The organism is Streptomyces sp. NBC_00490 (genome assembly GCF_036013645.1).
GTDB lineage: Bacteria > Actinomycetota > Actinomycetes > Streptomycetales > Streptomycetaceae > Streptomyces > Streptomyces canus_F.
Genome location: NZ_CP107869.1, coordinates 2148677 through 2173904 on the forward strand (window position 1 = coordinate 2148677; position 25228 = coordinate 2173904).

General features: G+C 74.0%; 20 protein-coding genes and 1 pseudogene. 15 read left to right on the top strand and 6 right to left on the bottom strand.

Annotated elements, in window-relative coordinates; translation table 11 throughout:
• Positions 1 to 7 precede the first annotated feature (7 nt).
• Together OG381_RS09635 and OG381_RS09640 are read right to left on the bottom strand one after the other, a co-directional pair.
• Positions 8 to 1861 (bottom strand): hypothetical protein, encoded by a 1854-nt coding sequence (locus OG381_RS09635; protein WP_327715708.1) that lies wholly within the window; start codon positions 1859 to 1861, stop codon positions 8 to 10.
• Positions 1858 to 3981: a hypothetical protein gene (locus OG381_RS09640; protein ID WP_327715709.1), complete on the bottom strand. Its 2124-nt coding sequence runs from the start codon at positions 3979 to 3981 to the stop codon at positions 1858 to 1860. The genes OG381_RS09635 and OG381_RS09640 overlap by 4 nt, the downstream gene beginning before the upstream one ends.
• A 204-nt stretch (positions 3982 to 4185) precedes the next feature.
• Here OG381_RS09640 and OG381_RS09645 point away from each other — a divergent pair, with 204 nt between their 5' ends.
• The 13 genes from OG381_RS09645 to OG381_RS09705 all read left to right on the top strand — a co-directional run bounded on the left by OG381_RS09645 (position 4186) and on the right by OG381_RS09705 (position 20581).
• Positions 4186 to 5079, top strand: a complete 894-nt coding sequence (locus tag OG381_RS09645; RefSeq protein WP_327715710.1) for an effector-associated domain EAD1-containing protein — start codon at positions 4186 to 4188, stop codon at positions 5077 to 5079.
• Complete coding sequence (locus OG381_RS09650) at positions 5076 to 5822, top strand: hypothetical protein (protein WP_327715711.1); 747 nt, start codon at positions 5076 to 5078, stop codon at positions 5820 to 5822. The genes OG381_RS09645 and OG381_RS09650 overlap by 4 nt, the downstream gene beginning before the upstream one ends.
• Positions 5819 to 6910 (top strand): HesA/MoeB/ThiF family protein, encoded by a 1092-nt coding sequence (locus tag OG381_RS09655; RefSeq protein WP_327715712.1) that lies wholly within the window; start codon positions 5819 to 5821, stop codon positions 6908 to 6910. Before OG381_RS09650 ends, OG381_RS09655 begins: the two co-directional genes overlap by 4 nt.
• Positions 6907 to 8358, top strand: coding sequence for a ubiquitin-conjugating enzyme E2 (locus OG381_RS09660; protein ID WP_327715713.1), 1452 nt, complete (start codon positions 6907 to 6909; stop codon positions 8356 to 8358). The genes OG381_RS09655 and OG381_RS09660 overlap by 4 nt, the downstream gene beginning before the upstream one ends.
• Positions 8348 to 9376, top strand: a complete 1029-nt coding sequence (locus tag OG381_RS09665; protein ID WP_327715714.1) for a JAB N-terminal domain-containing protein — start codon at positions 8348 to 8350, stop codon at positions 9374 to 9376. The genes OG381_RS09660 and OG381_RS09665 overlap by 11 nt, the downstream gene beginning before the upstream one ends.
• Positions 9324 to 10226: a hypothetical protein gene (locus OG381_RS09670; RefSeq protein ID WP_327715715.1), complete on the top strand. Its 903-nt coding sequence runs from the start codon at positions 9324 to 9326 to the stop codon at positions 10224 to 10226. The genes OG381_RS09665 and OG381_RS09670 overlap by 53 nt, the downstream gene beginning before the upstream one ends.
• The gene (locus tag OG381_RS09675; RefSeq protein ID WP_327715716.1) at positions 10223 to 12118 is read left to right on the top strand and encodes an ATP-binding protein; all 1896 of its coding nucleotides are present in this window, start codon (positions 10223 to 10225) and stop codon (positions 12116 to 12118) included. The genes OG381_RS09670 and OG381_RS09675 overlap by 4 nt, the downstream gene beginning before the upstream one ends.
• 25 nt (positions 12119 to 12143) lie before the next feature.
• Complete coding sequence (locus tag OG381_RS09680) at positions 12144 to 13295, top strand: AAA family ATPase (protein ID WP_327715717.1); 1152 nt, start codon at positions 12144 to 12146, stop codon at positions 13293 to 13295.
• Positions 13296 to 13357: 62 nt separating this feature from the next.
• Positions 13358 to 14164, top strand: coding sequence for a hypothetical protein (locus tag OG381_RS09685; protein ID WP_327715718.1), 807 nt, complete (start codon positions 13358 to 13360; stop codon positions 14162 to 14164).
• A gap of 3 nt (positions 14165 to 14167) precedes the next feature.
• Positions 14168 to 14443 (top strand): hypothetical protein, encoded by a 276-nt coding sequence (locus tag OG381_RS09690; protein ID WP_327715719.1) that lies wholly within the window; start codon positions 14168 to 14170, stop codon positions 14441 to 14443.
• Complete coding sequence (locus tag OG381_RS09695; RefSeq protein WP_327715720.1) at positions 14440 to 15201, top strand: hypothetical protein; 762 nt, start codon at positions 14440 to 14442, stop codon at positions 15199 to 15201. Before OG381_RS09690 ends, OG381_RS09695 begins: the two co-directional genes overlap by 4 nt.
• Before the next feature lie 3 nt (positions 15202 to 15204).
• Positions 15205 to 16923: a hypothetical protein gene (locus tag OG381_RS09700; protein WP_327715721.1), complete on the top strand. Its 1719-nt coding sequence runs from the start codon at positions 15205 to 15207 to the stop codon at positions 16921 to 16923.
• Between the two features lie 535 nt (positions 16924 to 17458).
• On the top strand, positions 17459 to 20581 hold the full coding sequence (locus OG381_RS09705) for a hypothetical protein (protein WP_327715722.1): 3123 nt from the start codon (positions 17459 to 17461) through the stop codon (positions 20579 to 20581).
• Positions 20582 to 20608: 27 nt separating this feature from the next.
• Here the strand turns inward: OG381_RS09705 and OG381_RS09710 are convergent, their stop codons facing one another.
• Together OG381_RS09710 and amrS are read right to left on the bottom strand one after the other, a co-directional pair.
• Positions 20609 to 20821, bottom strand: coding sequence for a radical SAM-modified peptide, FtsH ternary system-associated (locus tag OG381_RS09710; RefSeq protein WP_327715723.1), 213 nt, complete (start codon positions 20819 to 20821; stop codon positions 20609 to 20611).
• The gene (gene amrS / locus OG381_RS09715; protein ID WP_327715724.1) at positions 20818 to 21849 is read right to left on the bottom strand and encodes an AmmeMemoRadiSam system radical SAM enzyme; all 1032 of its coding nucleotides are present in this window, start codon (positions 21847 to 21849) and stop codon (positions 20818 to 20820) included. The genes OG381_RS09710 and amrS overlap by 4 nt, the downstream gene beginning before the upstream one ends.
• A gap of 112 nt (positions 21850 to 21961) precedes the next feature.
• Here amrS and OG381_RS09720 point away from each other — a divergent pair, with 112 nt between their 5' ends.
• On the top strand, positions 21962 to 23185 hold the full coding sequence (locus OG381_RS09720; protein ID WP_327715725.1) for a 4-hydroxybenzoate 3-monooxygenase: 1224 nt from the start codon (positions 21962 to 21964) through the stop codon (positions 23183 to 23185).
• 6 nt (positions 23186 to 23191) lie between these two features.
• Here the strand turns inward: OG381_RS09720 and OG381_RS09725 are convergent, their stop codons facing one another.
• A complete protein-coding gene (locus OG381_RS09725) occupies positions 23192 to 23551 on the bottom strand; it encodes an ArsR/SmtB family transcription factor (RefSeq protein ID WP_327715726.1) in 360 nt (119 codons plus the stop codon).
• Between the two features lie 60 nt (positions 23552 to 23611).
• Between OG381_RS09725 and OG381_RS09730 the strand changes: the two are divergent.
• Positions 23612 to 24648: pseudogene (locus OG381_RS09730) on the top strand (cation diffusion facilitator family transporter).
• 10 nt (positions 24649 to 24658) lie between these two features.
• Here OG381_RS09730 and OG381_RS09735 read toward each other — a convergent pair.
• Complete coding sequence (locus OG381_RS09735; RefSeq protein ID WP_327715727.1) at positions 24659 to 25216, bottom strand: YbaK/EbsC family protein; 558 nt, start codon at positions 25214 to 25216, stop codon at positions 24659 to 24661.
• Between the last annotated feature and the right edge of the window lie 12 nt (positions 25217 to 25228).

The window sequence follows — 25228 nt, forward strand, 5'->3', positions numbered from 1 at the left end:
CCTCTCCTCAGTACCAGGTGTCGCGGCGGGACGGATCGCGGTCGTGCCCGTCGTCCGGCCGGGCGGGCAGATGTTCCCGGAAGTACTGCTGGACGACGGCGGCGAAGACGGTGTCCTGGGCCTTGCCCCGGCGGCAGCTGTCCGCCAGTGCCTGGAGCAGATACGGCGACGGCGTGCGGCCCGCCGCTTCCAGGACGTCCATCACCTCGCGCTGGCCGACCGACTCCCCCACCGTGCACAGCAGGAGGAGCCGGTACAGACGCACCGCCCGCCAGGGGCTCTGGGGCGCCATGCGGTCCACGGCCTCGGCGAGGAACCCGGTGCGGCGCAGTACGTCGAAGGGGTCGCGGCGTTCCCGTCCGGCGTCGCGGCGCCGGACGCAGTTCTCCAGCAGGGCGCGGGCCTGCTCCGGTGCGACCCGGCTGATCCGTTCGACCTCGCTGAGCAGGTCGGCCATCGCGAAGCGCTCCACCATCACCCTCATCAGGTCGTCCAGCGCCTTGCGGGAGACGCCGATCTGCTGGGCGGTGCGCAGCAGGGGCAGCACGTCGAAGCTGACGCGGCGGTGCGCGGCGCGCTCCATCCGTTCGTGCAGCACGCGCAGCACGACCTGGTCCTCGGGCGGCCGTACGGCGAGCTCGCGCACCAGGTCGGGGGCGCCGCCGTGGGCTCCCGCGTCGAGGCAGCGGTGCAGTGCCCAGGTGTGGATCTCGGGCCGCAGGTGCCGGTAGGGCCCTGCTTCGAGGGTGTCCGCCCGCCACAGGGCCACCAGGTGGGCCAGCTGGCCCTCGGTCAGCCGGTCCAGTTCCAGCTGCACCCTCGGCAGCGAGGTGGGGCTGCGCAGATACGCGTCCTCCTTCTGCGTCAGGTCGCCGCGCGGGGCGGCCTCCAGCAGACTCGTGACGTCGCTCATCAGCCCGGGGGCCACCTGGTGTCCCGCCGCCCAGTCGCGGATCTGCGCGGAGGTGCCCATCGGCTGCGCGGGCGCCAGCCGGGTCAGCGCGTCCGCGCCGCGGCGCCGCTGGAAGGCGACCAGCCGCGCGGCCTGGTCCCGCAGGGGCCCGCCGGGTCCCGGGGTGGCTTCGGCGTGGATGCGGCGCCGCGCCGACTGGAGAGTGCCGGCACCCTCACGTCGTACGAAGACGAACTGGGGCAGGTCCTTGGCCCCGTCGTTCTCCTCGCGGGTGGCGAAGCTCCAGCTGCCCGCGACGACCCGGCCCAGCAGCCCGGCCAGCACATGGATGACGACCTCGCCGTCGACGGGTGAGCCGAGCACGGTCAGGGGTGCTCCGGGCTCCTCCATCAGCGCCTCGGCGAGCCGGAGGAGGAACTCGTCGGGGAGGTCGGCGGCGGCCGTGTCGAGGGCGTCGAGGAGCCGCTTCTCCTCCAGGAGCAGTCGGCGGACCAGGTCCAGGGGGACCCGCTGCGGCGACTCCGAGGCGGACTCCTGCGGTGTGTTCCCGTCGAGGAGGGCGTCCTGGCGGACCTGCGGGGGCAGCCAGTCGTCCCAGTCGCTGCGGCACGCGGCGAGCGCGAGGGGGAGGTCGATGCCGGTGGCCGGGCCGGTCAGGACGTGGGTGAGGGTGGAGCCGGCGCGGCCGTGCGGGTCACGCACCGGGACCTTGCGCAGGACGGCCGCCTCGGGGCCGTAGCGCAGGTAGACGAAGCCGGGGGCGGTGTCACCGGGGTGCTCCTGGGTGGCCCACACCATGTTCTCTATACGGCTGTTCCAGCGCAGCAGCGCCTCCCGGTCGAGTGAGGTGGTGACCGGGCCGACGTCGCCGCGTCCGGTCAGGGAGCGCTCGGACCAGCGGTAGACGGTGATGTCGGCGCGCGGACCGCCGTGCGGGGGCGGGCTCATGTGCCGTGGCCCCCTCCGCGCAGCAGGGCGTCCGCGGCCGGTCCGGTCATGACGCCCTTCATCGCGAACAGTGCCAACAGCGGTCGCAGTACCCGGTGTTGGCGGAACAGCGTCTCGTCGAAGCGGCGCGCGACCGCCCGGTCGCCCTGTTCGCGGGGTCCGGTGCCGGTGGCGGAGGCGAGGTGCAGGGTGGAGCCGAGGCATTCGCCGGCGAGTTGCAGCCAGTCGCCGCCCCCGCGGGCGGCGAGGAAGGCGTACACGTCCTCGCTCTCCCGCTGGACGGTGCTCAAGTCGCCTTCGGCGTCGGGCTTTTCGTGCAGCCAGTCGTCGATCTCCCGGTATCCGCGAAAGCGCAGCAGATCGCTCTTGGTCACGGCCAGCGCGCACGGGACCGGCAGGAACGGGACGGCCGGGTCGGCCTGCTGGCGCAGCCGCTGGCGGACGTGCTCGAAGGCCGGGTCGCGGCCGGTGGCCCCGCCGTGCGAGGTCAGTCCGGGGATGCGGGTGGGGTCGACGACGCACAGCAGGGCGCTGAGCCGGTTGAGGAAGTCCGCCTCCCGGCCGGGGCGTTCCAGCCGGCCGCCGGCCACGTCGAAGAAGATCACGCTGTGCGATCGGCCGGAGTGCTCGTCGGTGACGACGAGGCCGGTGGCGTAACGCAGTTCGGGCCGGTCGGCGGTGGCCCGGAGTTCCTCGCGGCGGTCAATGAAGGGCGCGACGACCTCGTTGAGGTAGTGGTGGTAGCGCTGGGGGTCCAGCGCCTCGACGCGCAGCCCGTAGCGCCGCATGACGGTGGTCTTGCGCGCCTGGTCGATGATGGCGGCGAGCAGGTGGGACTTGCCGGTGGAGGAGGCGCCGACCAGCCCGATGCGAACCGGCTCGGTGCCGAACATCGGGTAGCGGTCGGGGAGTTCGTGCTGCGGTACGTCGTCGTTGCCCGGGCAGACCACATAGGTGCGGGCGAGCTGGGCGTTGCGCTCGGCGTCCGAGTGGACGGGCAGGTCCCGCTCGGGCACCATCTCGCCGGACGCGTCGAGGACCACCCGCTCGGCCGTGTCCCAGTTCAGCGCCCGCAGGCACATCGGGCACTCGACGGCGCCGAGGGCGCGGAGCGGACGGTCCGGGAGGATCCGCAGGCGCTGTCCCACCCGCCGCCACCACACCGGTGGTCCTGCGGCGGCGCTGACATGCCGTTTGGCCCGCAGGCTCCCGGCGCCGCTTGCCTGCCGGGCGCGCAGGGCGCGGAACTCCTCGCGGGCGTGGGCCTCGCGCGCCCGTTCCCGCTCCGCGAGCGGGCGCTCCAGCAGTCCTTGCGGGGCGTCGCCTTCGGCCAGCCTGCGGGCCAGTTCGCGGGCGGGCGGGGTCACCGTGGAGCCCAGCGGGAACGCCGAGCGGAGCAGGTCCTGGAGCCAGTCCTCATGGCCCTGCGCGACCAGGTTGTGGACGCGCGGGTTGGAGACGCCGCGCGGCAGGGTCTCGCCGGTGGCCATCCAGAACGCCACCAGCGCGGCACTGAGCACGTCCTGGTCGGCGGAGGCGAGCAGCCCGGGCCGGAAGCCGGGCGCGTCCCAGTCGGTGACCGGCCGGTCGGGCAGGGGCTCGGTGGCGTACACCGCGCCTTCCAGTCCGGCCAGTTGGAGGCCCTCGGCCTCGTCCCACCACAGGTGTTCGGGGCTGATCCGGCCGTGCACGAGCCGGGCCTTGTGCAGTGCGGCGACGGCCTCGAAGAGGTCCTGGACGACCCTGCGCAGTCTCGGTCCGTGCAGCCGGTCCGGGGAGGCGAAGCCGGCCAGGCGTTCACCGCGGCAGTCGAGGATCAGCTTGTGCGGGCGCTCCGAGGGGTCGTAGGCGAGGACATGGGCGAGCTGCCGGGGCACCTGCGAGCCGTGGAAGTCGGCCACACTGCCGAAGAGTTCGGCGTGGCGGCGCATCTGCCGCTCGGCGTCGGGCCCCACCGCCTCCTGCACCATGACCGGATGCCGGCCGGGCATCCGGCGGTAGCGCCGCACCCGGAAGGGAGGCAGGTCGAACCGGGCGTGTTCCCCCGTCTCCGCCTCGAGGTCGAAGACCGCCTCTTCTCCGTCGCCGGAGCCGGGCCGTCGCCCCCGGAACTCCACCACCCCCGCGTCTCCTCCCCGTCGAACCGCGTGGAAGACCAACTATCACAGAACGTTGCCCGGCCGGGCCCTGCTTCAGGCAGAGCATCCGGATGAGTGCACCTGCCCTCCACATTCTCCTGACGGCTGATCAACTTCGGTTGGTGGAAGCCGAGTCGGAGATCGGTCCCGGCCGGTACAGTCGAGGCACGACGGGAGGGGGCGCCCATGGCGGCACTGACGGCTGTGCGGTTGCACCGCGACGGAGTACTGCGTGTCGTCGCCACCCTCTACGAGGACGCCACCGACGCCAAGCAGCTCCTCTACCGCCTGGGCGCGGACCCGTCGCGGCTGCCGCAGTTCGGGGGCGCCCAGGCGCCGCTCAGCACCTGGTTCGCGGTCTGCCGACTGATCGAGAACGGGGCGTTCGGGTTCACCCTGGAGGACCTGCTCGCGGAAGCCGCCCAGGACTATCCGGGCAACCCGGTCCTGCGCTCGGTGACGGCCGGTCCCGCCGCCCCGCCGGACGAGCCGGCCCTCCTCGTCCCGCCGGACGAACTCACGGTCCTGTGCCTGCTCGCGGGGCCGAAGGAGGAGTCGCGGCTCCAACTGCGCCTGGAATACCGCACCATCGAGGAGGCCGCCCGCCGGGGCAGCCGTCGCGCCCTCGACATCCGGCTGTCGGCGGCGACCCGGCGCCAGGACGTGATCCCGGCGCTCACCGAACACAAGCCGGACGTCCTGCACTTCGGCGGACACGGCGCGCCGAGCGGCCACCTGCTCCTCGAGGAGGACGACGGCTCGGTCGCCCCGGTCGCCGCCGAGGCCCTCGCCGCGGTCCTGCACGCCGTGGGCGGAGTGAGCGTGGTCGTGCTCAACGCCTGTCATCTGGGCCGCTACGCGAAGGTGCTCGCCCCGCACGCGCAGGAGGTCATCGGCTCCCCGGAGCGGCTCGCGGACCAGGACGCGCTGGCCTTCTGCCGGGACTACTACGCGGCGCTGGCCCTCGGCGCGTCCTGGGAGGGCGCCTTCGACCGGGGCCGGGCGGGCGTCGGCCTCGGCCCGCGCGGGCTGCCGGACCTGCGGCGCGAGGTGCGAGCCCGGGAGGGCGACACGGTATGACGGACCCGCGGCCCCGCACCGTGAGCGTGCACGTCCCCCAGGGCGTGAACGTGGCCGAGCGGCGCCGCCGCAGCCAGGAGCGGGAGCGCGCCCAGACGCGGGCGGAGACCGTCGGCGGACCGAGCCCGGCGGCGTACGACTTCCTGCTCGGCCAGGCGGGCGGGAGCCGCGAGTCGGACGCCCTGCCGGGCTGGGACGACGACGAGCCCGGCGAGGAGGTCACCGTCGTCACCTCGCAGTTGCTGCGCAAACTCGGCTCGGCGGGCACCACCTGCCCCGTCTGCCACCACTCCTTCCGGCTGGGCGAGCAGATCTCCATCGAGCGCGCGGAGACCGGCCCCGGCGTCGTGCTCAAGCACCGCAGCCGACTGCTCGACTGCCTCAACCCCGAGGCGGGCGCGCAGACTTCCGCGACGGCCGCGCTGTTCCACTCGGGGCTCGACGAGGCCAACCCGCCGCCACCGGAACTGTCCACCGTACGGCTGCAGGGCGACCACCCCCTGCTGCGGCTCCACCCGGGTCCGGGCGGCGGAGCGCACACCCGGCACCGGTGCTGGGTGTGCGGCCACACCTTCCGCCCGGACGAGGTGGTCATCCACTGCACCTGCTCGCCGCACGCTCCGACCTGCGCGAGCGCCGTCCACCGGGACCCCGACCACGGCCTGGTCTGCTACGACGACTGGAAGGCGCAGCATCCGGGGGTGCCGTGTCTGATGCTCAACTCCCTGCGGGACACCCGGTGACCGGGGACCGGTTCGCGCGGCACGCCCTGATCCCCGGCTGGGACCAGAAGCGGCTCGCCGGGGCGACGGTCGTGCTGGCGGGCGCCGGGGCGCTGGGCAACACCGTGGCTCAGACGCTCGCCCTGTCCGGTCTGGGCCGGCTGGTGGTGTGCGACCCGGACACGGTCGCCGTCAGCAACCTCAGCCGCTGTCCGCTGTTCCGTGCGGCGGACGTGGGCCGGCCCAAGGCGCGCGTCCTCGCTCGGGCGCTGACGGACCTGGCGCCCGACACGGTGGTGGACGCGCGCGAGGCGCCGCATGTCTCGGGTGCCGGGCTGGCCGAACTGCGCGCGGCCGACCTGGTGGTGGGCGCGCTGGACAGCCGGGCGGCCCGGATCGCGCTGGCCGGGCGGTGCACGCTCGCCGGGACGGGCATGCTCGACGGCGGCACGCACGCGTGGGGCGGCGAGGTCGCCTGGTTCCCGCCGGGCGGACGCTGCTGGGCCTGCGGCCTCGGTCCGGCCGAGCGAGCGGTGCAGGACGACCCCTGGTCGTGCGCGGCACCCGGTCCGGCCGGTGCGGTGGGCGCCTCGGCCCCAGTGTCCGCGCTGGTCGGCACCTGGCTGGCCGACTTCGCCGTACGACTGCTGCTCGGGCTGTCCGTGCCGGACGCGCCGCTGCGGATCGACGCCGCCGGTCTGGCCGTACCGCTGTCCGGGACCGCGCCGCGCGACCGGCCCGACCCCGGCTGCCCGTTGCACGAGCGGCTTCCCGACGGGGTTCCGGTGCTGCCGCTGGACCACGGGGCCACGGTGGCCGAGCTGTTGGACCACGTGGACATGCGCGAAGAGCCCCTCACCTGGGCAGGATTCAGCAGGCCGGTGCGGCGGCGGGCGGCGGTGCCCGCCGTCACCTCCCGGCTGCGGTCCGCGCCCGCCTCGGCGCGGCTGAGCGCACTGGGGGTGGCGCCGCGCGAAGTGCTGCCCGTGGCCCGGCGGGACGGATCGGGGCTGCGGTACGTCGAGTTGGCCGCGACCGCGGCTGAACCGGTGGGTGCGCCGGGCGAGTCGGGCCAGGAACGCCGCGCGACAACGGAGGGTGCCGGGTGAGGGACGAGCTGTACAACGAGCTGGAGCGGGTGATCAACCCCCGGGAGGGCGAGATCATCCTGCGGACCATCGGTTTCCCGGAGAGCCGGCTGCCGTCGGTGGACGCGACGTCACGGGTCTACTGGTCCGAGGCGCGCCGTCTGATCGACGCGGGCGTGCTCGTGGACGGCGAGGCCCAGCTGGCCCGCGCGGTGCACAACGAGTACCCGGGCAACGCCCTGTTCCGGGCCTCGGTCGAGGCGCTGGAGCCGGTCACCGAGCCGCCGACGCCGCCCCGCGCCGAGCCGCACGCCACGCACCCGGGCTCGGCGGGCCCCTCCGGTGCGGAGCGGTATCCCACGCTGGTCTTCGTGTGCAGCACCCACCACGCCGCGTTCATCCACGAGGTGCGCGAAGTCGACCCCCAGGCCGAGATGTTCTTCGTCAGCCAGGGCGAGGAGGCCCAGGTCGGACAGATCGCGATGTCGCTGACGTACGAACTGGCGCCCGGTCAGATCGACGCGCTGCGCGGGCGGTTGGTCGGCGCGGGTGCCCCGGCGGACCTGGAGCTCCTCCAGGAGGTGTACGACCACCGCCCCTATCTGCTGGAGGCGCTCCGGGTCAACGGCCCCGACCAGCAGCCCTACGACCTGGCGGGCGTGCCCTCGATCACGCCGGTGCGGGACATCGCCGCCGCCGTGCTCGCCCACTACGAGGGCCGCATGGGGCGCCGCCCGCGTACCGTCGTCGACCACCAGCAGCCGGACGGCAGCTTCCGTCGCCTCGACCCGGCGCAGTCCCTGCACGAAGCGGGGGTGCGCGAGGGCGAGACCCTCAACGTCTATCCCGAAGCCACCGCCGGCAACGCCCAGTTGCGGATGCAGGCGATCATCCGGGTCCGCGAGGAGATGCAGCGCTACGCGGACCAGCACGCGGACTTCGAGATCGTCGACACGGACGACCCGGAGTTCCCCACCGACTACGAGATCCGCTTCAAGGGATCCGGTCTGCGCCTTCCCGACCAGCAGAACGCGAACACCTTCCCGCGCCCGGAACTGCAGGAGAGGCACAACGCGCTGATCCTGCTGGGCCCGGACTTCCCGCTGGTCGCCCCGGCCGTCTTCTGGCTGAGCCCGATCTTCCACCCCAACATCAAGGGGCCCGATCCGCAGTACCCCCAGGCCGAAGGGGCCGTCTGTCTGGGGGTGCTGGCGCACTCCTGGCGTCCGGCCCTGGACTTCGGCCAGCTGTGCCAGATGCTCGTGGACATGGCTGGGTATCGTAACTACGAGATCACGGACAGTTTCAACCCGATCGCGGCTTATTGGGCCCAGACCGAGGAAGGTGCGGCCATGATCGAGGCCATCGGGGGCAAGCCGCCGATGGCGGCCCCGCCTCCCGAGGACGGCGCCCTGCGCGTCGGCGCCCTGCGGATAAGGCCCACGGACGGGGTGGCCGATGGCACTTGACATCGAGCTGTTCCGGGGCGAGTCACGGCAACTGGTGCGCACCGAGGCCCTGATCTCACTGCTGAAGCCGGCCTTCGCGGCGGAGACGGCCCCGTTCAAGGGCAACGCGCGCTTCGTCCTGATGCTGCGCAACGACCCCGGCCCCGACACCTACGAGGGAGACCCGCACCTCACCAATCTCCGTGCCGACTTCGGGTACATCCATGTCAAGATCCACATGGAGGGACGCGTGGTCCACCAGAAGCCCTACTCCGTGAACAGTCTCGTCGGCCCGATCCTCGCCCGGCTGGCCCGTGAGCTCGCCCCGGAGGAGCGCCGGTGGGCGTTCCGTATCGCGGGGCTGCCCTCGCCCGAGGACGATGACTCGGCCCAGCGGCTGCCTCCGGTGGTGGACGGCACGGACGACATCGACACCTCCCGCTCCACCCGGCTGGCGTTCGGCATCCGTCCGGCGGCCGAACCCCAGATCCCGCTGCTGGACCTCGCCGAGTACGGGATCGAACTGACCGATACCGAGGCACCGGTGACCGTGCTGCTCGGCGCCGGGGTGCGGCGGCGGCTGATGGAGATGGAGCTGTCGACCGAGATCGAGGAGGGCGGCTTCCTGGTCGGGCGGGCCTTCCGGCGGGCGGACGTCCCGGAGCTGCACGCGGTCATCGTCGACGAGGTGCTCCCGGCCGAGCACTCGGGGGCCTCGCTGATGCACTTCACGTTCACCGGGGACTCGTTCGGCGCGATGAACCGCACCCTCGGCGACCGTCAGCTGGTCGGCTGGTACCACACGCACCTGTTCCAGACCGAACGCACCATCGGCCTCTCCCGCACCGACATCGACCTGCACCGGGACACCTTCCGGCGCCCCTGGCAGGTGGCCGCCCTCATCAACCTCACCTCGCGTCGGCGGGTGCTGACCTGCTACGCCTCCTCCGACGACTGGATGGCCCCCTGTCCGATCCGGAACCTCGATGACGACGCTGACAAGCACCGTAGTACGCATCCTTCACTGGGCCATCACTGAACCGGCGCCCGGCGGCACACCCTCACCGCCCCCCACCACCTCGGCCCGGCCGCACGGGACCGCGGACGACCCCGTCGCCCTGCTGGAGCGGCTGGCCCGGGTCACGGCGGCCCGGCTGCGACTGTCCGACCCGCCGCTCGGCGATCGCGGGCCGACCGGCCTGGAGCCGCTGATGGTCGCCGCCGCGCTGGCTCTGCGGGACGACCCGGCGACCGCCCGCCAGGCGGTGTTCGGGGTGAACGGCACAGGTACCGTACGGGATCTGATGTGCCGTCATGGCCTGGTGGGCCGGGCGCTGTCGGCGACGCCGGTCGACGCCGAGCTGCGGGCGGACCTGCTGCGCGCCTCCCCCCTCACCGCGCTCTTCGACGACCCTCCGCCCGACGCGCGGGAGCAGTGCGGTCAGCTCCTCGACCGGTTCCTCGACCACCCCGAGGGCCGGCGTACGGCGGTCGCGGCCCTCGCGGCACCGCCGCCCTCACCCGAGACCGCCCGCCACCGCGCGGCGCTGCTGCGCCGGTTCCGCTTCACCCCGGGGGAGAGAACAGTCGTGTACGAGGTGTACGAGACGGCACTGCTGCACCACGGCGAGCACTACCGCCGACTCACCGACGACATACGGCAGTTGGTTGGCGACAGCCCGGCCCGGCTGCTGGAGGACGACACGCGCGGACAGTGGGCGCGGGCCACGCTCGACTGGTGGGAACCCCTGGCCGTCCTGGCCCGCCGCCACCCCGGGGAACTGCGCCGCCGCAGGATGCTCGAGGGGTATCGCACGGGCGTGGGACTGCACCGTGTCTACGGCCGGGTGCGGGAGTTCGAGGGACTGCGCGAGGTGCTGGACCGATGACCCGACCCCTGCGCCTGGCCACCGCGGACCACGACGGCCGGATGGACCTGCTCGGCGCCTCGGGCGACCGCCCGCTGCGGGAGGTGCTGGCCTCGTGCGAGGTGTGGCTCCTGGACCCGCTGGACGCGGAGCTGCTGGAGCGGCCCTGGTCGGAGTTCGGTCCGGACGTCCGGCTGCGCACCGAACTCGCCCCGGGGACACCGCTGTTCGCGCCGCCGGGCGTACGGTCACTCGTCAAGGACGAGCCGCCACCGCCGGACACGGGGGTCGAGTCCCCCACCGAACCCGGTCCCGCCACCGGTGCCGAGTCCCCCACCGGTCCCGAACCGGCCGCCCACCCGGAGAAGATCACCGACGCCGAGGCCGTCCGGCTCGCCTACTACCCGCACATCGAGGCCGTCGCCTCCCTGCTGCGCAGCGGACTGCCCGTCCTCGTCATCAGCGAGAAGCTCGTCGTGACCCACCTGTGGCAGGAGATGGTCACCCTCGCCGAGTGCCGCGGCATCCGCCTCGACGACGACTCCCCCGAGGACAGCGCCGGCCGCCCCTCCGACGATCCGGTCGCGGACATGTCCGGCGCGTCGATGAACACCCGCCAGCGGCGGCTGGCCCGACTCCGCGCCCAGCTCGAGGAGTTGAAGGAGGGCGACGTCATCGTCCTCACCCACCTCGACCTGCTGGCCGGCAGCGCGGACCTCGGCCGGCACGCCGAGGCCCGCGAACTGGTCGAGCTGCTGTACGCCTTCCCGGACCAGCTGGTCCTGGCCTTCGCCGACCCGACCCTGCCGCTGCCGGACGTGCTGGCCGAGCGGTTCAGCGCCCGGGTCACCCTCAGCGGTCTGCCGCCGAAGGTCCGGACACCGGAGCACGAGGAGAGTCTGCTGGGAGTCGCCCTGGTGACGCGGGAGGAGGCCGGGACCTTCGAGGGGTTCCAGCCGCGCGAGTTCTACAAGCACGTGGCCGGCATGAACCCCGTACGGCTGCGGCAGGCCATGCGGTACGCCCACGAGCAGCACCGCGAGCAGTCGAGCCGGCCCACGCTCCAGGACCTGCGGGAGACCCTGCTGACCTTCAAGGCGCAGCAGTCCTCCCACTTCGAGGTGCCCAATGTGACGCTGGACGACATCGGCGGCTACGAGGAGGTCAAGGACGAGATCCGGCGGACCCTCGCCATCATCAGCGGGGCCCAGAGTCTGCCGGACGACATGGAGGAGGTGCGCTCCGAACTCGTCCCGCGCGGCATCATCTTCTACGGCCCGCCCGGCACCGGTAAGACCCTGTTCGCGAAGGCCATCGCCAACGGCATGAACGCCACCATCCAGGTGGTGTCGGGGCCCGAGGTCACCGACATGTACGTCGGCGAGAGCGAGCGCAAGGTGCGGGAGATCTTCGCGTCGGCGCGGCGCAGCGCACCCTCCGTCATCGTCTTCGACGAGATCGACGCGATCACCATGGAGCGCAGCAGCCGACCGGACGGCGGCACCCGGGCCGGCAACAGCGTGGTCGCACAGATCCTCACCGAGATGGACGGCTTCCGGCCCGAGGTGCCGATGCTGGTGATCGGCACCACCAACCGCATCGACATCATCGACAAGGCGCTGCTGCGGCCGAGCCGGTTCCGCTCGATCGCCATCGCGCTGCCCGACGTCACGGCGCGCCGGGCGATCCTGCGCCACCACGCCGGCCGCTATCACATCTCCCTGGACGACGAGGTCCTGGAACTGATCGCCGAAGCCACCGCGGGCCGCAACGGCGACGAACTGCGCTCGCTGATGCGGGACGCGTTCGTCGGCCGCCACATGCACGGCATCGAACCGGACGCGCGCCGGCTGGGCTGGCTGGTGGGCCGGCTCCAGCAGGGGCGCCTGGAAATGATCTCGGAGCGCCGATGACCTTCGCGACCTTCCCGGAGCGCCGATGACCACCGCGACGACCACGTGGAGCGACGAGGACCTCTCGGCCGTGCGGCGGCTCAAGGCGCTCGGCCGCAGTGTGGAGCAGCACTTCGTGGGGCGGCGGCTCGCTCTGGATCTGCTGGAGGTCGCGGTGATCGCGCATGAGCACGTGCTGCTGCTCGGCCCGCCCGGCACCGGCAAGACGGACCTGGTCAGCCGGTTCGCCGCGGGCCTCGGCGGCCGTCCCTTCGTGCGGCTGCTGACCCGGTTCACCGAGCCGGCCGAGCTGTTCGGGCCGGTGGACGTGCCCGCCTTCCAGAACGGCGCCCAGTACCGGTTCCGCACCGAGGGGATGCTGCCCACGGCACAGGTCGCCTTCCTCGACGAGATCTTCCAGAGCGGCAGCCCGATCCTCAACACCCTGCTGACGGTGATGAACGAGCGGGTGTTCCACAACGGCCACGACATCGAGTCCGTGCCGCTCATCACCCTCGTCGGCGCCGCCAACAGTCTGCCGCAGGACCCGTCGTTGCTGGCCTTCGCCGACCGGTTCCTGCTCAGGCTGACGATCCCGCCGGTCGCCGGGAACCGGCTGGACGAGCTGCTGGCGAAGGGGTCCGCACGGGGCACCCCGGCCGAGGGTGACGGGCACAGTTGGATCGAGCCCGCCGCGCTGGGCCGTCTGGGCCGCCAGCTGGCGCACGCCGATCTGAGCGCGGTCACCCCCGAGTACGCCGAGCTGGTCCGTGAACTCCTGGGCCAGGGCGTGACGTTGTCGGACCGCCGGATCATCCGCGGACAGCGCCTGGTGGCGGCCGCCGCGCTGCGGGCCGAGCGGGTGCGGGCCGAACCCGCCGACCTGTGGCCGCTGGAGCACTTCTGGTCCGACCCTGCCCACGCGACGGTGGTGCGGGACGCGGTGCGGCGCCGTACCGGCGGGCCGGGCGAGGATCCCGACGAGCCGGCCCGCACCATGCAGCGCCTGGTCTCCGAGGCCCGGATCCTCAGACGCCAGGTCGACGCCGGTTCGCCGCCCGCCGCGGTCGAACGTGTGTTGCGACAACTCAACGCCCTGAGACTGGAGTTGAGGCGTGCGGTTCCCGGCAACCGAGAGGGCGAAGGGGAGGTCGCGCGTATCATTGACGAGACTCTGAAATTGCTGGACCAGGGCTGACGCACACCGAAGGGCGCGCTCCGGGCGCGCCCCCGCTGCGGAATGAGGGGGACACCAGCTACATGTGCAATCCGCGCAGGGTCCGTGTCGAGGCCACCCGGGACGTCGTCGAGGCGTGGGAACTCGCCCTGGAACGCCGCGCCCGCGCGAGCGACTCCGTGGTCAGCGAGCTGGAGGTGCGCCATCCCTTCGGCGGCACCCTGGGACAGGCCACCCGCCTGGTCTTCGAGCGCACGCTCGCCACGGCCGACGACTGGCACGTGGAACAGGGCGGCCATGTACTGACCCTGCCGGACGGTCAGGTCCGCTACGACCCGGGCACCGGCGAACTCGTCGTCACCGCCCGCCTCGAGGACTCGGTGACCGCCGAGGGCCGCGCCTCCGAGACCCTGCGGGGCGCGGTGCGGGAGCAGGCGACCGGCAGCGCCGAAGGGCGGTACTACGCCGACGGGTTCGCCGGGCGGACCCGTGAGGTGGCCGAGCGCGAGGCGCAGGTGGCGGCCGAGGCCGACGCGGTGCAGCGGGCGCGCGAGCTGGCCGGCCGGCTGCGGATGCAGGCGGACCGGGAGTCGGCGACGGCCGCCGCCGCCGCGCAGGCACGGCTGCAGGAGGCCGCCGACGCCGACGCGCGGGCCCGGCTGGCCGAGGAGCGGGAACGGGTGCGCGCCGACCTGGAGACCCGCAACCGGGAGCGGATCACCGCACTCGGCCGGGACGGACTGCGCGCGGTCAACGGCGTCCTGGCCACCGCCTATCAGAGGGCCCTGCTCGACTTCGCCCGGCAGCACGGCGCGACCGGTGTCCGCCAGCAGGAGTCCGAGGACGGCATCGACATCGAGTTCGAGCTCGATCTCGGGATGGAGAACTGACCGATGCGGGTGCGTGTGCGGTTCCGCTTCAACACGGAGACCGGAGAGGTCGAGCTGTTCCAGGTGGACGACATCGGCTCCGGCTCCGGCCCCGAGCACGATGCCGAGCACGACCGGATCAGCGCCGAACTGGGGCAGGTCCTGGCCCGCAGGCCCGATGTCGAGGAGATCTCGCCGTTCGAGGAACCACCGCGGTGGCGGCACGACCCGCAGCCTGCGGCCGGCCTGCGATCCGAGGACGAGGAGACCGAGGCCTCGGGTGAACAGGAGAGATCGTGAGCCGGCGCACCCGGCTGCTGCTCAAGGCCGCGCGCTGCTACTCCGAGGCCCAGGCGCACACCGAGGCCGCCCGCTGCTACGACCTTCTGGGCTGGCAGTGGTCGGCGGCCGACGCCTATCAGCGGGCGGGCGACCTGGAGCACGCGGCCCGCACCTACCGCCAGGCCGGGCACCCGGAGCAGGCGGCCCGCTGCTACCGCCTCCTCGGCCGGCCCGAACTCGCCGCCCGCTGCTGGCAGGAGCGGGGCCGCCGCCTGGAGGCCGCCTGGGAGCTGCTCCTCGCCGGTGAGATCACCCCGGCCCGGCACTTACTTGCCGGCGCCGACGCCATCGGCAAGGGTCCGCAGCAGCTGCGCCTCGAATTGGCCCGCGCCCTCGCCGACCGCCTCGACGGCGGCCCCGCGGGCCCGCTGCTCGGCCTCTTCCCCCGCATCGAGGCCCGCCTGCCGTCCCTGGCCGCCCGCTCGGAGCGTCGGCTGATGCTGGACTGGGCCGTGGAGGCCGCCGACCGCGTCGAGCGGTTCGACTGGGGCGCACGCCTCTTCCGCGCGGCCTACGACGCCCCGGGCGGCGCCGACGTCCTGAGCCGCTGGCGGGACTGGGCCACGGACCGCCTGGGTTCCGCGGCCTGGCTCCCGTCGGAACCCGCCGTCGGCACGGACACCGGGCGAGCCGAAGGCCAGGCCGCGGGCCCTGTCGACGCCACGGCCGGGGAGCCGCACGCGTCGACGGACACCGGCCGGGCGGAGGGCCCCTGACCGATGGACCGCCCCGAGAGCCCGCTGCGCCGTCTGCTCAACCGCATCAACTCGGAGAGCGACACCGCGAGCGCCCCGCCGACCCCGTTCGTGGCCCGACCGGCGACCCGGGGTGCTCCCCCGCCGACGCCGCCCGCCCATCCCCCGGCGTATCCGCCGCGTCAGCCGGGCGCCGGCTCCGATCACGGCATCCGTTTCAGCGTGCGCCCGGCACGCCCCCCGGACGAGGACACCCCGGCACCGGTGCCGCCGGTGCCCTACTCACCGCCCCCGGCCGTCGAATGGCGGGTCGCCGGGCGTTTCCCCGCCGCGCACCGGGCCCTCGGCGCGATCGAGGCGCTGCGGAACGCGGGGGCGGCGGAATGGAGCTGCCACGCGGAGCCCGGCGGCGCGACGGTCTGGCTCCTCAGCGTCATCGGCCCGGCCGTCGGCGCCGAACTACTGACCCTGCACGGCGCGGAGGCCCTGCCGGTCCTCCCGCACGGCGCGCTCGCGGGGGGCCCGCGACAACTGGCCGATGTCCTGTCCTGGCCCCGGCTCGACGTGGTGGACCTGGTCTGCCGGCTGCCGCTCGCCCCGCCCGGCACCACGGCCCGCCGCACGCTCCATGTGCTCACCGCCCCGCAGTTGCTCCCCTCGGTCGTCCGCCAGGCTTTGGCGTTCGGCGTGGAGGTGTCGACGCTCGCCGTACGCGTGCGCGCGCTGGAGGGGACGGACCCGGCGGAACGGGAGACGACGCTGGTGTCCCTGGAGGGCCCCGACGCGGTCCCGCACGCCCTGACTGTCGCCCTGTCGGCCCTCCCCAGGACCTCGGTGTGCCGCCCGGTCGTGTCCTGCGAGCGGCTGCTGCTGGACGTACGACTGCACTCTCCCGTGTCCGACGCGCTGCTGTACTCCCCGGTACCCGAAGGGGAGTTGTGGCTGGTCGGCGACCGGGAGGAATGGCCTCCGCTGCGGCTGGAGCCGCTCGGCCCGCCCGCACCGGTGCCGGCGCGGCTGGTGGGGGTGCCGCCCGAACCCCCGGCAGCCAACCGGGGGTTGCCGGAAGGCGCGCGGGAACCCTCGGTGGAGGTCCGGGTCGTGGCGGACCCGGACGCCGGGACCGCGGTCGACGCGGTGCTGCTGCACGACGACGAACTCCCCCTGCTGCGCCGCTACTTGCCAGGCCGCCCGCTCGGCGAGGCCGGGTTCCTGCTGCCGGGCCCCGGCTGCCACCTGCTCCTCGAACCGGCGGGCCTGGCCCGGGACCTGCCCTTCGGCATACCGTTGCGCCGGCTCGGCCCCGGCAGCCTCTTCCTGGAGTCCGCCCATACCCTGGCGCCCCCGCTGCCGCCGTCGGCCCGCGCCCGCCTCTTCGCCCTGGACGGCACGTCCGCGGTGGTCTGCTGGCACGGCGGCCGGCACCGCTTCCCCCTGACCCCGATGGTCCCCGTCTGGACCCTGTGGACCCCACCGGACCCGGTCGAGGTGTCCAGCGGCCTCTCCAAAGCCGGCCGCGAACTCCTGGACGCGCTGGAATCATTGGCCGGCACGACCACCTCACCCCACCCCACCGACCCGACCCCCCTCCACGATCCCGGCGAGGCCCTGGAACGCGCCACCCGCCTGCGCGCCCTCGGCGACCACGAGGGCGCCGCCGAGGCATACCGCTCCGCGGGTGACCTCCTGGAGGCGGCGCGACGATACGAGGCAGCGGCACTGGACGCGACGGAGGAACCGTGAGGCCAACCGCGCCGACGAGTTCCCCACGCACCGACGTTGACGCGGCAGAACCCGCGGGTCAGGCGCGCGAGGACGCGAGCCCCCTCACCCCGCCGGACCACACCCACACCCATGCCCCCGGAACAAGCGAACCCGCCAACGGTGACGCGGCACAACCCGAGCGCCACGCACACAACGACCCGAACCCGCTCACACCGACAAGCCACGCCCACACCCCCGGAACAAGCGAACCCGCCAACGGTGACGCGGCACAACCCGAGCGCCACGCACACAACGACCCGAACCCGGCCACACCGACAAGCCACGCCCACACCGCAGCAACCGGCGATCCTGCCGACAGTGAGGCGGCAGGACCCGGGCTGAAGGAGGCTGCGTCGGCGTACCCCGCACCGACGCCCCGGGACGTCGGCTCGCCGGGCGCCCTCACCGTCGTACCGGAAGGGCCGCGTCCGGCCGGAGCCGCCGCACCGGACGCGCCGCGCCGCGCCGGGACCGTACGACGTCGGCCGCCCCCTCCCCGCCCCCCGGGGCGGTCATGACCGCGGCCCCCGACGCCCCCGCGCCACCCGCCCCCCGCCGTCTTCTCGCCCTCAGCGGCGACGGGCCGTGTGCCGGGCTCTCCCGTGACGGGACCGTGTTCCTCCAGTTGACGGATCGTGCTCTGACCTGCCGTGACGACACGGGGCGGGTGCTGTGGTCGGCGTCCGGCGAGGGGGTGCCGGAGGCGGTGGCGTGGGGTCCTGACGGTGGTGAGGTGTTCGTGCTGCGGGGCGGGCGGGTGGAGGTGTACGAGGGGGACAGCGGGGCCCTCGCGGACGACGGGTTCGCGGTGCCGGCGGGCGCGCACACGCTCGCGGTGTCGCCCGACGGGCTGTGGGTGGCCTGCGCCGGCAGCGGTGTGCTGCTCCATCACCGGGGCACCCTCACCTCGTCCGCGCTGCCGACCGTGGACCCCGTGGTCGCGCTGGCCTGGGATCCGCAGGGCCGTCAGCTGTGTCTGGCGACCGCCACCGCACTGCAGTTGTGGAGCGTCTCCCCGGTCCGCATGGACTTCGCGCCCCGCACCGGCCGCACGGCCGTCACCGCCCTCGCCTGGTCCCCCGACCGGGACGCGCTCGCCTTCGCGGACGCGACGGGCGTCCACCTGGTCGACCGCGCCACGGGCCGTGCGCTCGCGGACACCGCGGTGTCGGGTGCCGTGCTCGGGCTGGGCTTCAGCCGTACCGGACGGTTCCTGGTGACCGCCACGGACCAGGGGGCGCTGCTCGTCCTGGACCGTGCGCTGGAAACCGTCGCCCACCTCCCCGCGCGGGCGGCCTCGGCCCGCGACCTGAGCGTGTCGCCCACCGGCCGGGTGCTGGCGGGGCCGGAGCTGTGGGAGCTGCCGGACGCGGCCCCGTATCCCGCGGAGCGCCGGGTCGGGGTGCTGTTGCGCAGTTGGGCCGCGGCGATGTGCCGGTCCGTCGGCCGCACGCTGCCGTCGCTGCGCGACCGCGCGCCCCGGATCGCCGGGCCGACGCTGCTCCACGACGGCGGGGACCGGCTGTGGGCCCCCGCGGTCGCCTGGTCGGCGCGCGACGGCCGCTGCGTGCTGGAGACGGAACCGGGCACCCTCGCCGCCCGGACCCCGGGCCGGCCCGGCACCGAATGGACGGCCACGGCGGCCACCGGGGCGGGCGGCGCCCACGACCTCGAACTCTCCCCCGGGCCCGCCGAGTTGCTCGCCTGCGCCTCCCGCGACGGACAGACGGGACTGACGGTCATCGACCCGGACAGCGGCGAGACGCGTGCCGTCCTCCCGGGCGGTCAGGCGCCCGCATGGTGCCCGGCGCCCCGCGACGGTACGGCGACGCTCGCGGTGCCCGAGCCAGGGCCCGCGCCCACCCACCTCTACGTGCACACCCTCGACGCCCGGGGCGCCCCCGCGCGGCAGCCCCGGAGTGTGCACCTGCCCCAGGGCACGGGCCGCCCCGCCTGGTCCCCCGACGGGACGCTGCTCGCGGCCGGCACCGCGGGCGCGGTGGTGCTGTGGCACATGCCGCGTATGGAGCGCGCCCGCCGACTGGCCCTGCCTTCCGGCGCGTTCGCCACCCGGGTCGCCTGGTCGCCGGACGGCAGCCGGCTGGCCGCGACACCGCCCGCGGGCCAGGGTCCGTCGGTGGTGTGGTCGACGCTCACCTGGCGGGTGCAACGGGAGTTCGGCACGCCCGGCGGACGCGGCTGGGCGCCGGCCCTGGCCTGGTCGCCGGACGGGTCGCTGCTCGCCGCGCCGGGTCCCGGTGAGGCGACCTCGGTGGTCGAGGTGTGGGACGTGGCCCGGGGCACGGTCGCGATGGCCCTGGAACCCGACGGCCCGCCGCCGGGGTCCGTGTGGTCCGTGCGCTGGTCCCCCGACGGACGCCGCCTGGCGACGACGTACAGCGGCGGTCGCGTTGTCCTGTGGGACGTGCTGACCTCCGAGGAGACCACGGAGCCCGGTCCGTCGCTTCCTGAACCGCCCGAGTATCTGGCCGAGTTGGGCGCCATGGCCGCCGCGGTCGACGCCGCCGTCCCGTTGGACGCGCTCGCCGACATCTCGGCGCTGCTGCGGCCGGCGGCGCCCGCGGGACGGCGGCTTCTGCACCAGGGCCGGGCCGCCCGCGCCCTGCGCGAGCTCGGCTGGCCGCGGGCCGCGCATCCGGCGCTGAGCGCGGTGGTGGCGTCCCGTCTGCCGCCGGACCCGCGCTGCGTCCCGCCGCCGGGCATCCCGCCGCAGGAGCTGCGGACGACGCTGGAGTGGGGGCTGCGCGGCAGCGGTGAGCAGCCGGAGCGGCGCTCGGTGACTGCGGACGCACTGGCGGCCGCCCTCGACCGGGTGCACGGCGAACTCCTGCCGCTGCTGGCCTTGTTGGGTCCGGACGCGGTGTGCCAGGACCCGGCGCTGCCGCTGCGGCTCGCGGAGGGGCCGTGGGCCTCGGCCGCGGAGGCCGCCGCCCGGCTGCCCGGCCTGCCGTCGCGGCTGCCGGTGCCGCTGGGCGACGACGTGCCCGGCCCGACCACCGCCGGGGCCCCGGCCCAGTGGGCCCGGCACGGCCCGCCGGACCGTCTGGTGCCGGGTCAGATGGCGCTCCCGGCATCCCTGTTGAACGCCCTGTGGGCCCAGGACGCCCTGCTGTACCGGACGCGGCGCGGCCGGCTGCCGTGGACCGAGCGGGACGCCGTGCTCGTCCTCGACACGGGGGCCGCGGCGCAGGGTCAGGTCGGCAGCTGTCTGCGGCTGTGCGCCCACCTGTTGGCGGCGGCGCTGCTGGAGGCCGAGCGGGCGGTGGCGCTGGTACGTCTCGACGGGCTCGGCCCGCCCGACCGGCTGACGTCGGCGGCGGACCTGCGCCGGCTGTGGACGCCGGTCATGCCCGAACCCGCCGCCCCGGTGCGTGCGGCGGCCCTGGCCCGTGAGGCGGCGCGCAGCCTCGCCGCGGTGGACTCGGGCGAGCCCCGCACCCTGCTGCTGACCCATGCCCACGAGCTCCCGCTGCCCGTGCCCGGTGCGCTGACCCTGCGGGTCCACTATCCGCACCACCCGGTGCCGCCCGAGGGTCCGGACGCGTGGGTGCTGGCTCCGGAACCGGGCGGGGAGGAGCTGCGGCGGGTGCTCACGCAGATCCTGGGCCGGCTCTAGGGCCGGTCAGGCGAGTCGGGCCCCTGGTCACCCGCAGAGCATCTGCTCCACCGCGTCCGGCCCCATCTTCTCCAGCAGGGCCTCCAACAGGTCGGGCCGGAAGGCGTCGCCCAGCACCTGTACGCCCTGCTCGTCCCAGGTGATCCGCAGCCGTACGAGCCGTCCGTCGGGATGCTCGTCGTACTCGGACGCGTCGATCAGGTCCGGCAGGTCCTCCACGAAGCGGTACTCGGTGCTCATCCTCGGTTCCCCTCGTTCGCTCCGACGTCGTTCCACACACCCGCGATCCGTTCCCCGCATGCGGGACAGCCCCCGTCGCGCAGGCGGCTCTCGGCCTGTCCCCACACCCCGCGCGACACCGCCTCGGCACCGCACCCCGGGCATCGGGTGGCGCGTCCTTCGGCGCCCAGCGCCCGCTCGACGTACACGTACCGCAGTCCCGCGTCCCGCCCGATCCGCATCGCGCTCCCCAACCGTTCCGGTGAGGTGGGCCGTTGGCGGTGCATCCGGTAGGTCGGGGTGAAGCGCAGCAGATGCCAGGGGGTGTCGGGGCCGAGCCCGGCGACGAACTCGGCGATCCTCGCGAGCTGTTCGTCCTCGGCGCTGGTCCCGGGGATCAGCGGTGTGCTGATCTCCACCCACACCCCCGCTGCCTTCATCGACCGGATCGTCTCCAGGACCGGGGCGAGCGGCGCGCCCGTGAGCCGGCGGTGTTCCTCCTCGCCGGCCGCCTTGAGGTCGATGTTGACGGCGGCGAGGACCGGGGCGACGCGCTCCACGGCTTCGGGGGTGAGGAAGCCGTTGCTCTTCCAGACCACCGGGACGCCCGACGTCCGCGCGTGCGCGCCGAGTTCGAGGGTCAGCTCGGCGGCGAGGGAGGGCTCGGAGTACGACAGGGCGATGCCGCCGCCCCGTTCCGCCGCGGTCCGCACCAGTGCCTCGGGGTCGGTGTCGCGCGGGGCGACGCGGCTGTCGGGGTCCCTGCCGTACTGGGAGACACGGTGGTTGACGCAGTAGTCGCAGCGGAACGAGCAGCCCGGCGGGGCCAGCGTCAGCAGCGGCAGGCCGGGCCGGAAGTGGTAGAAGGGCTTGCGCTCGACCGACGACCAGTGCTCGACGGTGGTTCCCCGGGTGGCGGTCAGCACCCGGTCGCCCTCCCGTCTGCGTACCTTGCAGGCGCCGGTGTCACCGTCGCGCAGCCGGCAGCGGAAGGGGCAGAGGGTGCACTGAAGGCCACCCTCGACGGGACGGTAGAAGTCGGCAGGCACCCAAGCGACCACGCCGTCCAACCCATCACCCCGCTCGCGAGCACCGCACGGTCACCCGGATTTCCACGGTACTCGGTTCCCGGCCGCGACAGGGCGCGGACATAATGCTCGGATGACTTCCCCCACCCCCCACTCCAACTCCGGTGCCGTACACCGCAGTCCGGTCGTCGTCATCGGCGCCGGGCCCGCGGGGCTGACCATCGGGAACATTCTGCGGGCCGCCTCCGTCGACTGTGTGGTCCTGGAGATCGAGACCCGTGAGTTCATCGAGCGGCGGCCGCGGGCCGGGGTGCTGGAGGAGTGGGCGGTACGCGGTCTGGAGGAGCGGGGCCTCGCGGTGAACCTGCTGGAGCGGGCGCAGCGGCACGCCGAGTGCGAGTTCCGGTTCGGCGGGGAGCGGTACCGGTTCGAGTACGCCGAACTGACGGGTCATCACCACTGGATCTATCCGCAGCAGTTGCTGGTGACCGACCTGGTGCGCGAGTACGCCGACGTGCGCGGCGGCGACATACGGTTCGGCGTGCGGGACGTGGAGCTGCACGACCTGGACACGGACCGCCCGGCGGTGTCGTACACGGACCCGGAGTCGGGTGAACGGGTGCTGATCCACTGTGACTTCGTCGCGGGCTGTGACGGTGCACGCGGTGCGACCCGCGCCGTAGTGACGCCGGAGCGCGCGCACGTCTCCCGTTACGACTACGGCATCGGCTGGCTGGCGCTGCTCGCCGAGGCCCCGCCGTCCAACGACTGCGTGGTGTTCGGCATGCACCCCCACGGCTTCGCCGGCCACATGGCCCGCAGCCCCGAGGTCACCCGCTACTACCTGGAGTGCCCGCCGGGCGACGACCCGGAGAACTGGTCGCACGACCGCGTCTGGTCCGAGCTGCGGGAACGCCTGGGGGCGGCGGGCGCACCGCCCCTCACGGAGGGCCGGCTGATCGAGAAGCGCGTCCTCGACATGCACAGCTATGTCGTCGAGCCGATGGCGTTCGGCCGGCTCTTCCTCGCCGGGGACGCCGCCCATCTGACGGCGCCCATCGCGGCGAAGGGCATGAACCTCGCCCTGCACGACGCGTTCGTGCTCGGCGACGCGCTGGTCGCACAGCTCGGCAAGGGCGACGGCACGGGACTGTCCGGCTACTCGTCCGCGTGCCTGGGCCGGGTCTGGGACTACCAGGAGTTCTCCCAGTGGCTCTCCGGCATCTACCACGGCACCTCCTCCGGCGACCCCTACCGCGCGGGCACCACCCTGGCCCGGCTGCGCCGCCTCTTCGGTTCGCCGTCCGCGGCGTCGGCCTTCGCGGAGCAGTACCTGGGCAAGGGGTCCGGGTACTGAGCCGTCTCAGTCGTGCACCGGCCGGTCGTCGAGCCGGTGGTCCGCCACGCTGAGCGCCTCGTCCACCAGCCGCCGCAGATGCCCGTCCCGCAGTGCGTAGATCACCCGCCGCCCCTCTTTCCGTGTGGTCACCAGCCCCGCCAGCCGCAACCGTGCCAGGTGCTGGCTGACCGCGGGACGCGCCGCTCCGCAGGCTTCCGTGAGGGTCGTGACGTCGGCCTCTCCCCTGGTCAGGGCGTGCAGCAGGGCGAGGCGGGTGCGGTCGCCGAGGAGGGCGAGGAGTTCGGCGGCGAGGGCGAACTGTTCGTCGCCGGGAGTACGCGGGTGCGCATGATGCGCAGGTGACAGGTGCGTGCGTGCGCTCATACGCACATAATGGCGCCGTGGGCGGGGAACGTCCACTACACGCACCGGAAGGGGAAGCACGTGAGCGACCGTCGTCACCACGAACACGGACACCACCATCACACCCCTTCGGGCCTCCGCCACCGCCTCACCCACCTCCTCACGCCCCACTCCCACGAGAGCGCCGACAAGCTGGACTCCGCCCTGGAGTCCTCGGCGCGCGGCATGCGCGCCCTGTGGGTCTCGCTCGCGGTGCTCGGCGTGACGGCGGCGGCGCAGGCGGTCGTGGTGGTGCTGTCCGGGTCGGTCGCACTGCTCGGGGACACCGTGCACAACACCGCGGACGCGCTGACCGCCGTGCCGCTGGGGATCGCGTTCGTCATCGGCCGGCGTGCGGCGACGCGGCGCTTCACCTACGGATACGGGCGGGCGGAGGATCTCGCGGGCATCGCGATCGTGCTGACGATCGCCGCGTCGGCGGCGTTCGCCGGCTGGACGGCGATCGAGCGGCTCCTCGACCCGCGTCCCGTCCAGCACGTCCCGGCGGTCGCCGTCGCCGCGCTCGTCGGCTTCGCGGGCAACGAGTGGGTGGCCCGGTACCGGATCCGGGTCGGCCGGGACATCGGCTCGGCCGCGCTAGTCGCGGACGGACTGCACGCCCGTACGGACGGATTCACGTCACTGGCCGTGCTGCTGGGGGCGGGCGGCTCGGCCCTGCGCTGGCAACTCGCCGACCCCGTCGTGGGGTTGGCGATCACCGCCGCCATCGCTCTCGTGCTGCGGGACGCCGCGCGCGAGGTGTTCCGGCGGGTGATGGACGCCGTCGACCCGGCGCTCGTCGACCGGGCCGAGCACACCCTGCGGGAGGTCGAGGGCGTGCGCGAGGTCGGTGAGCTGCGGCTGCGCTGGATCGGGCACCGGCTGCGCGCGCCGAGGTCGCGGTGGTCGTCGACGGCGACATGACGGTACGTCAGTCCCATGCGGTGGCCGTCGAGGCCGAGCACGCCCTGCTGCACGCGGTCCCCCGGCTCACCGCGGCCCTGGTGCACGCCGACCCCGCACCGCTGCCGGGTGAGGACGACCCGCATCACACCCTCGCCCATCACACCGCGGCCTGAGCTCGGGGACTCAGGCGATCCCGAGCCCCTCCAGCACCACCGCACCCGGCAGCTCCGCGAACGCCTTCCCCGGCACCAGCAGCTTGCCGCGCCGCCGTCCGCTGCCCACAAGGACGTACGGCAGGTCGACGACGGCCGAGTCCACCAGGACGGGCCAGTCGGCGGGGAGTCCCACGGGGGTGATGCCGCCGTACTCCATGCCGCTCTCCCCCGTCGCCGTGTCCATCGAGGCGAACGAGGCCTTGCGGGCGCCCAGTTGGCGGCGCACCACACCGTTGACGTCGACGCGGGTGGTGGACAGGACGACACAGGCGGCCAGTTGGGACTCTCCGCCGCGCTTGCCCGCGACGATGACGCAGTTCGCGGACTGTTCGAGCAGCTCCTGCCCGTAGTGCTGCACGAAGACGGCCGTGTCGGCCCACTGCGGGTCGGTCTCGACGTAGACGATCTGCTCGGCGGGGACGCTGCCGCTCCAGCGGCGTACGGCGTCCGCGACGGGGGCGGTCAGCTCGTCGAGGCAGTCGGGGGCGGGCCGGGCGTTGTCGAAGTGTCCGATGGGTGCGTCCATGGCCGCACGCTA

Coding starts and splice junctions, on each gene's coding strand:
- OG381_RS09700 (WP_327715721.1), top strand. CDS start 15,205: ATGGACCGCCCCGAGAGCCCGCTGCGCCGTCTGCTCAACCGCATCAAC.
- OG381_RS09645 (WP_327715710.1), top strand. CDS start 4,186: ATGGCGGCACTGACGGCTGTGCGGTTGCACCGCGACGGAGTACTGCGT.
- OG381_RS09650 (WP_327715711.1), top strand. CDS start 5,076: ATGACGGACCCGCGGCCCCGCACCGTGAGCGTGCACGTCCCCCAGGGC.
- OG381_RS09710 (WP_327715723.1), bottom strand. CDS start 20,821: ATGAGCACCGAGTACCGCTTCGTGGAGGACCTGCCGGACCTGATCGAC.
- OG381_RS09675 (WP_327715716.1), top strand. CDS start 10,223: ATGACCCGACCCCTGCGCCTGGCCACCGCGGACCACGACGGCCGGATG.
- OG381_RS09635 (WP_327715708.1), bottom strand. CDS start 1,861: ATGAGCCCGCCCCCGCACGGCGGTCCGCGCGCCGACATCACCGTCTAC.
- OG381_RS09670 (WP_327715715.1), top strand. CDS start 9,324: ATGACGACGCTGACAAGCACCGTAGTACGCATCCTTCACTGGGCCATC.
- OG381_RS09720 (WP_327715725.1), top strand. CDS start 21,962: ATGACTTCCCCCACCCCCCACTCCAACTCCGGTGCCGTACACCGCAGT.
- OG381_RS09665 (WP_327715714.1), top strand. CDS start 8,348: ATGGCACTTGACATCGAGCTGTTCCGGGGCGAGTCACGGCAACTGGTG.
- OG381_RS09690 (WP_327715719.1), top strand. CDS start 14,168: ATGCGGGTGCGTGTGCGGTTCCGCTTCAACACGGAGACCGGAGAGGTC.
- OG381_RS09705 (WP_327715722.1), top strand. CDS start 17,459: ATGACCGCGGCCCCCGACGCCCCCGCGCCACCCGCCCCCCGCCGTCTT.
- OG381_RS09685 (WP_327715718.1), top strand. CDS start 13,358: ATGTGCAATCCGCGCAGGGTCCGTGTCGAGGCCACCCGGGACGTCGTC.
- OG381_RS09735 (WP_327715727.1), bottom strand. CDS start 25,216: ATGGACGCACCCATCGGACACTTCGACAACGCCCGGCCCGCCCCCGAC.
- OG381_RS09725 (WP_327715726.1), bottom strand. CDS start 23,551: ATGAGCGCACGCACGCACCTGTCACCTGCGCATCATGCGCACCCGCGT.
- OG381_RS09680 (WP_327715717.1), top strand. CDS start 12,144: ATGACCACCGCGACGACCACGTGGAGCGACGAGGACCTCTCGGCCGTG.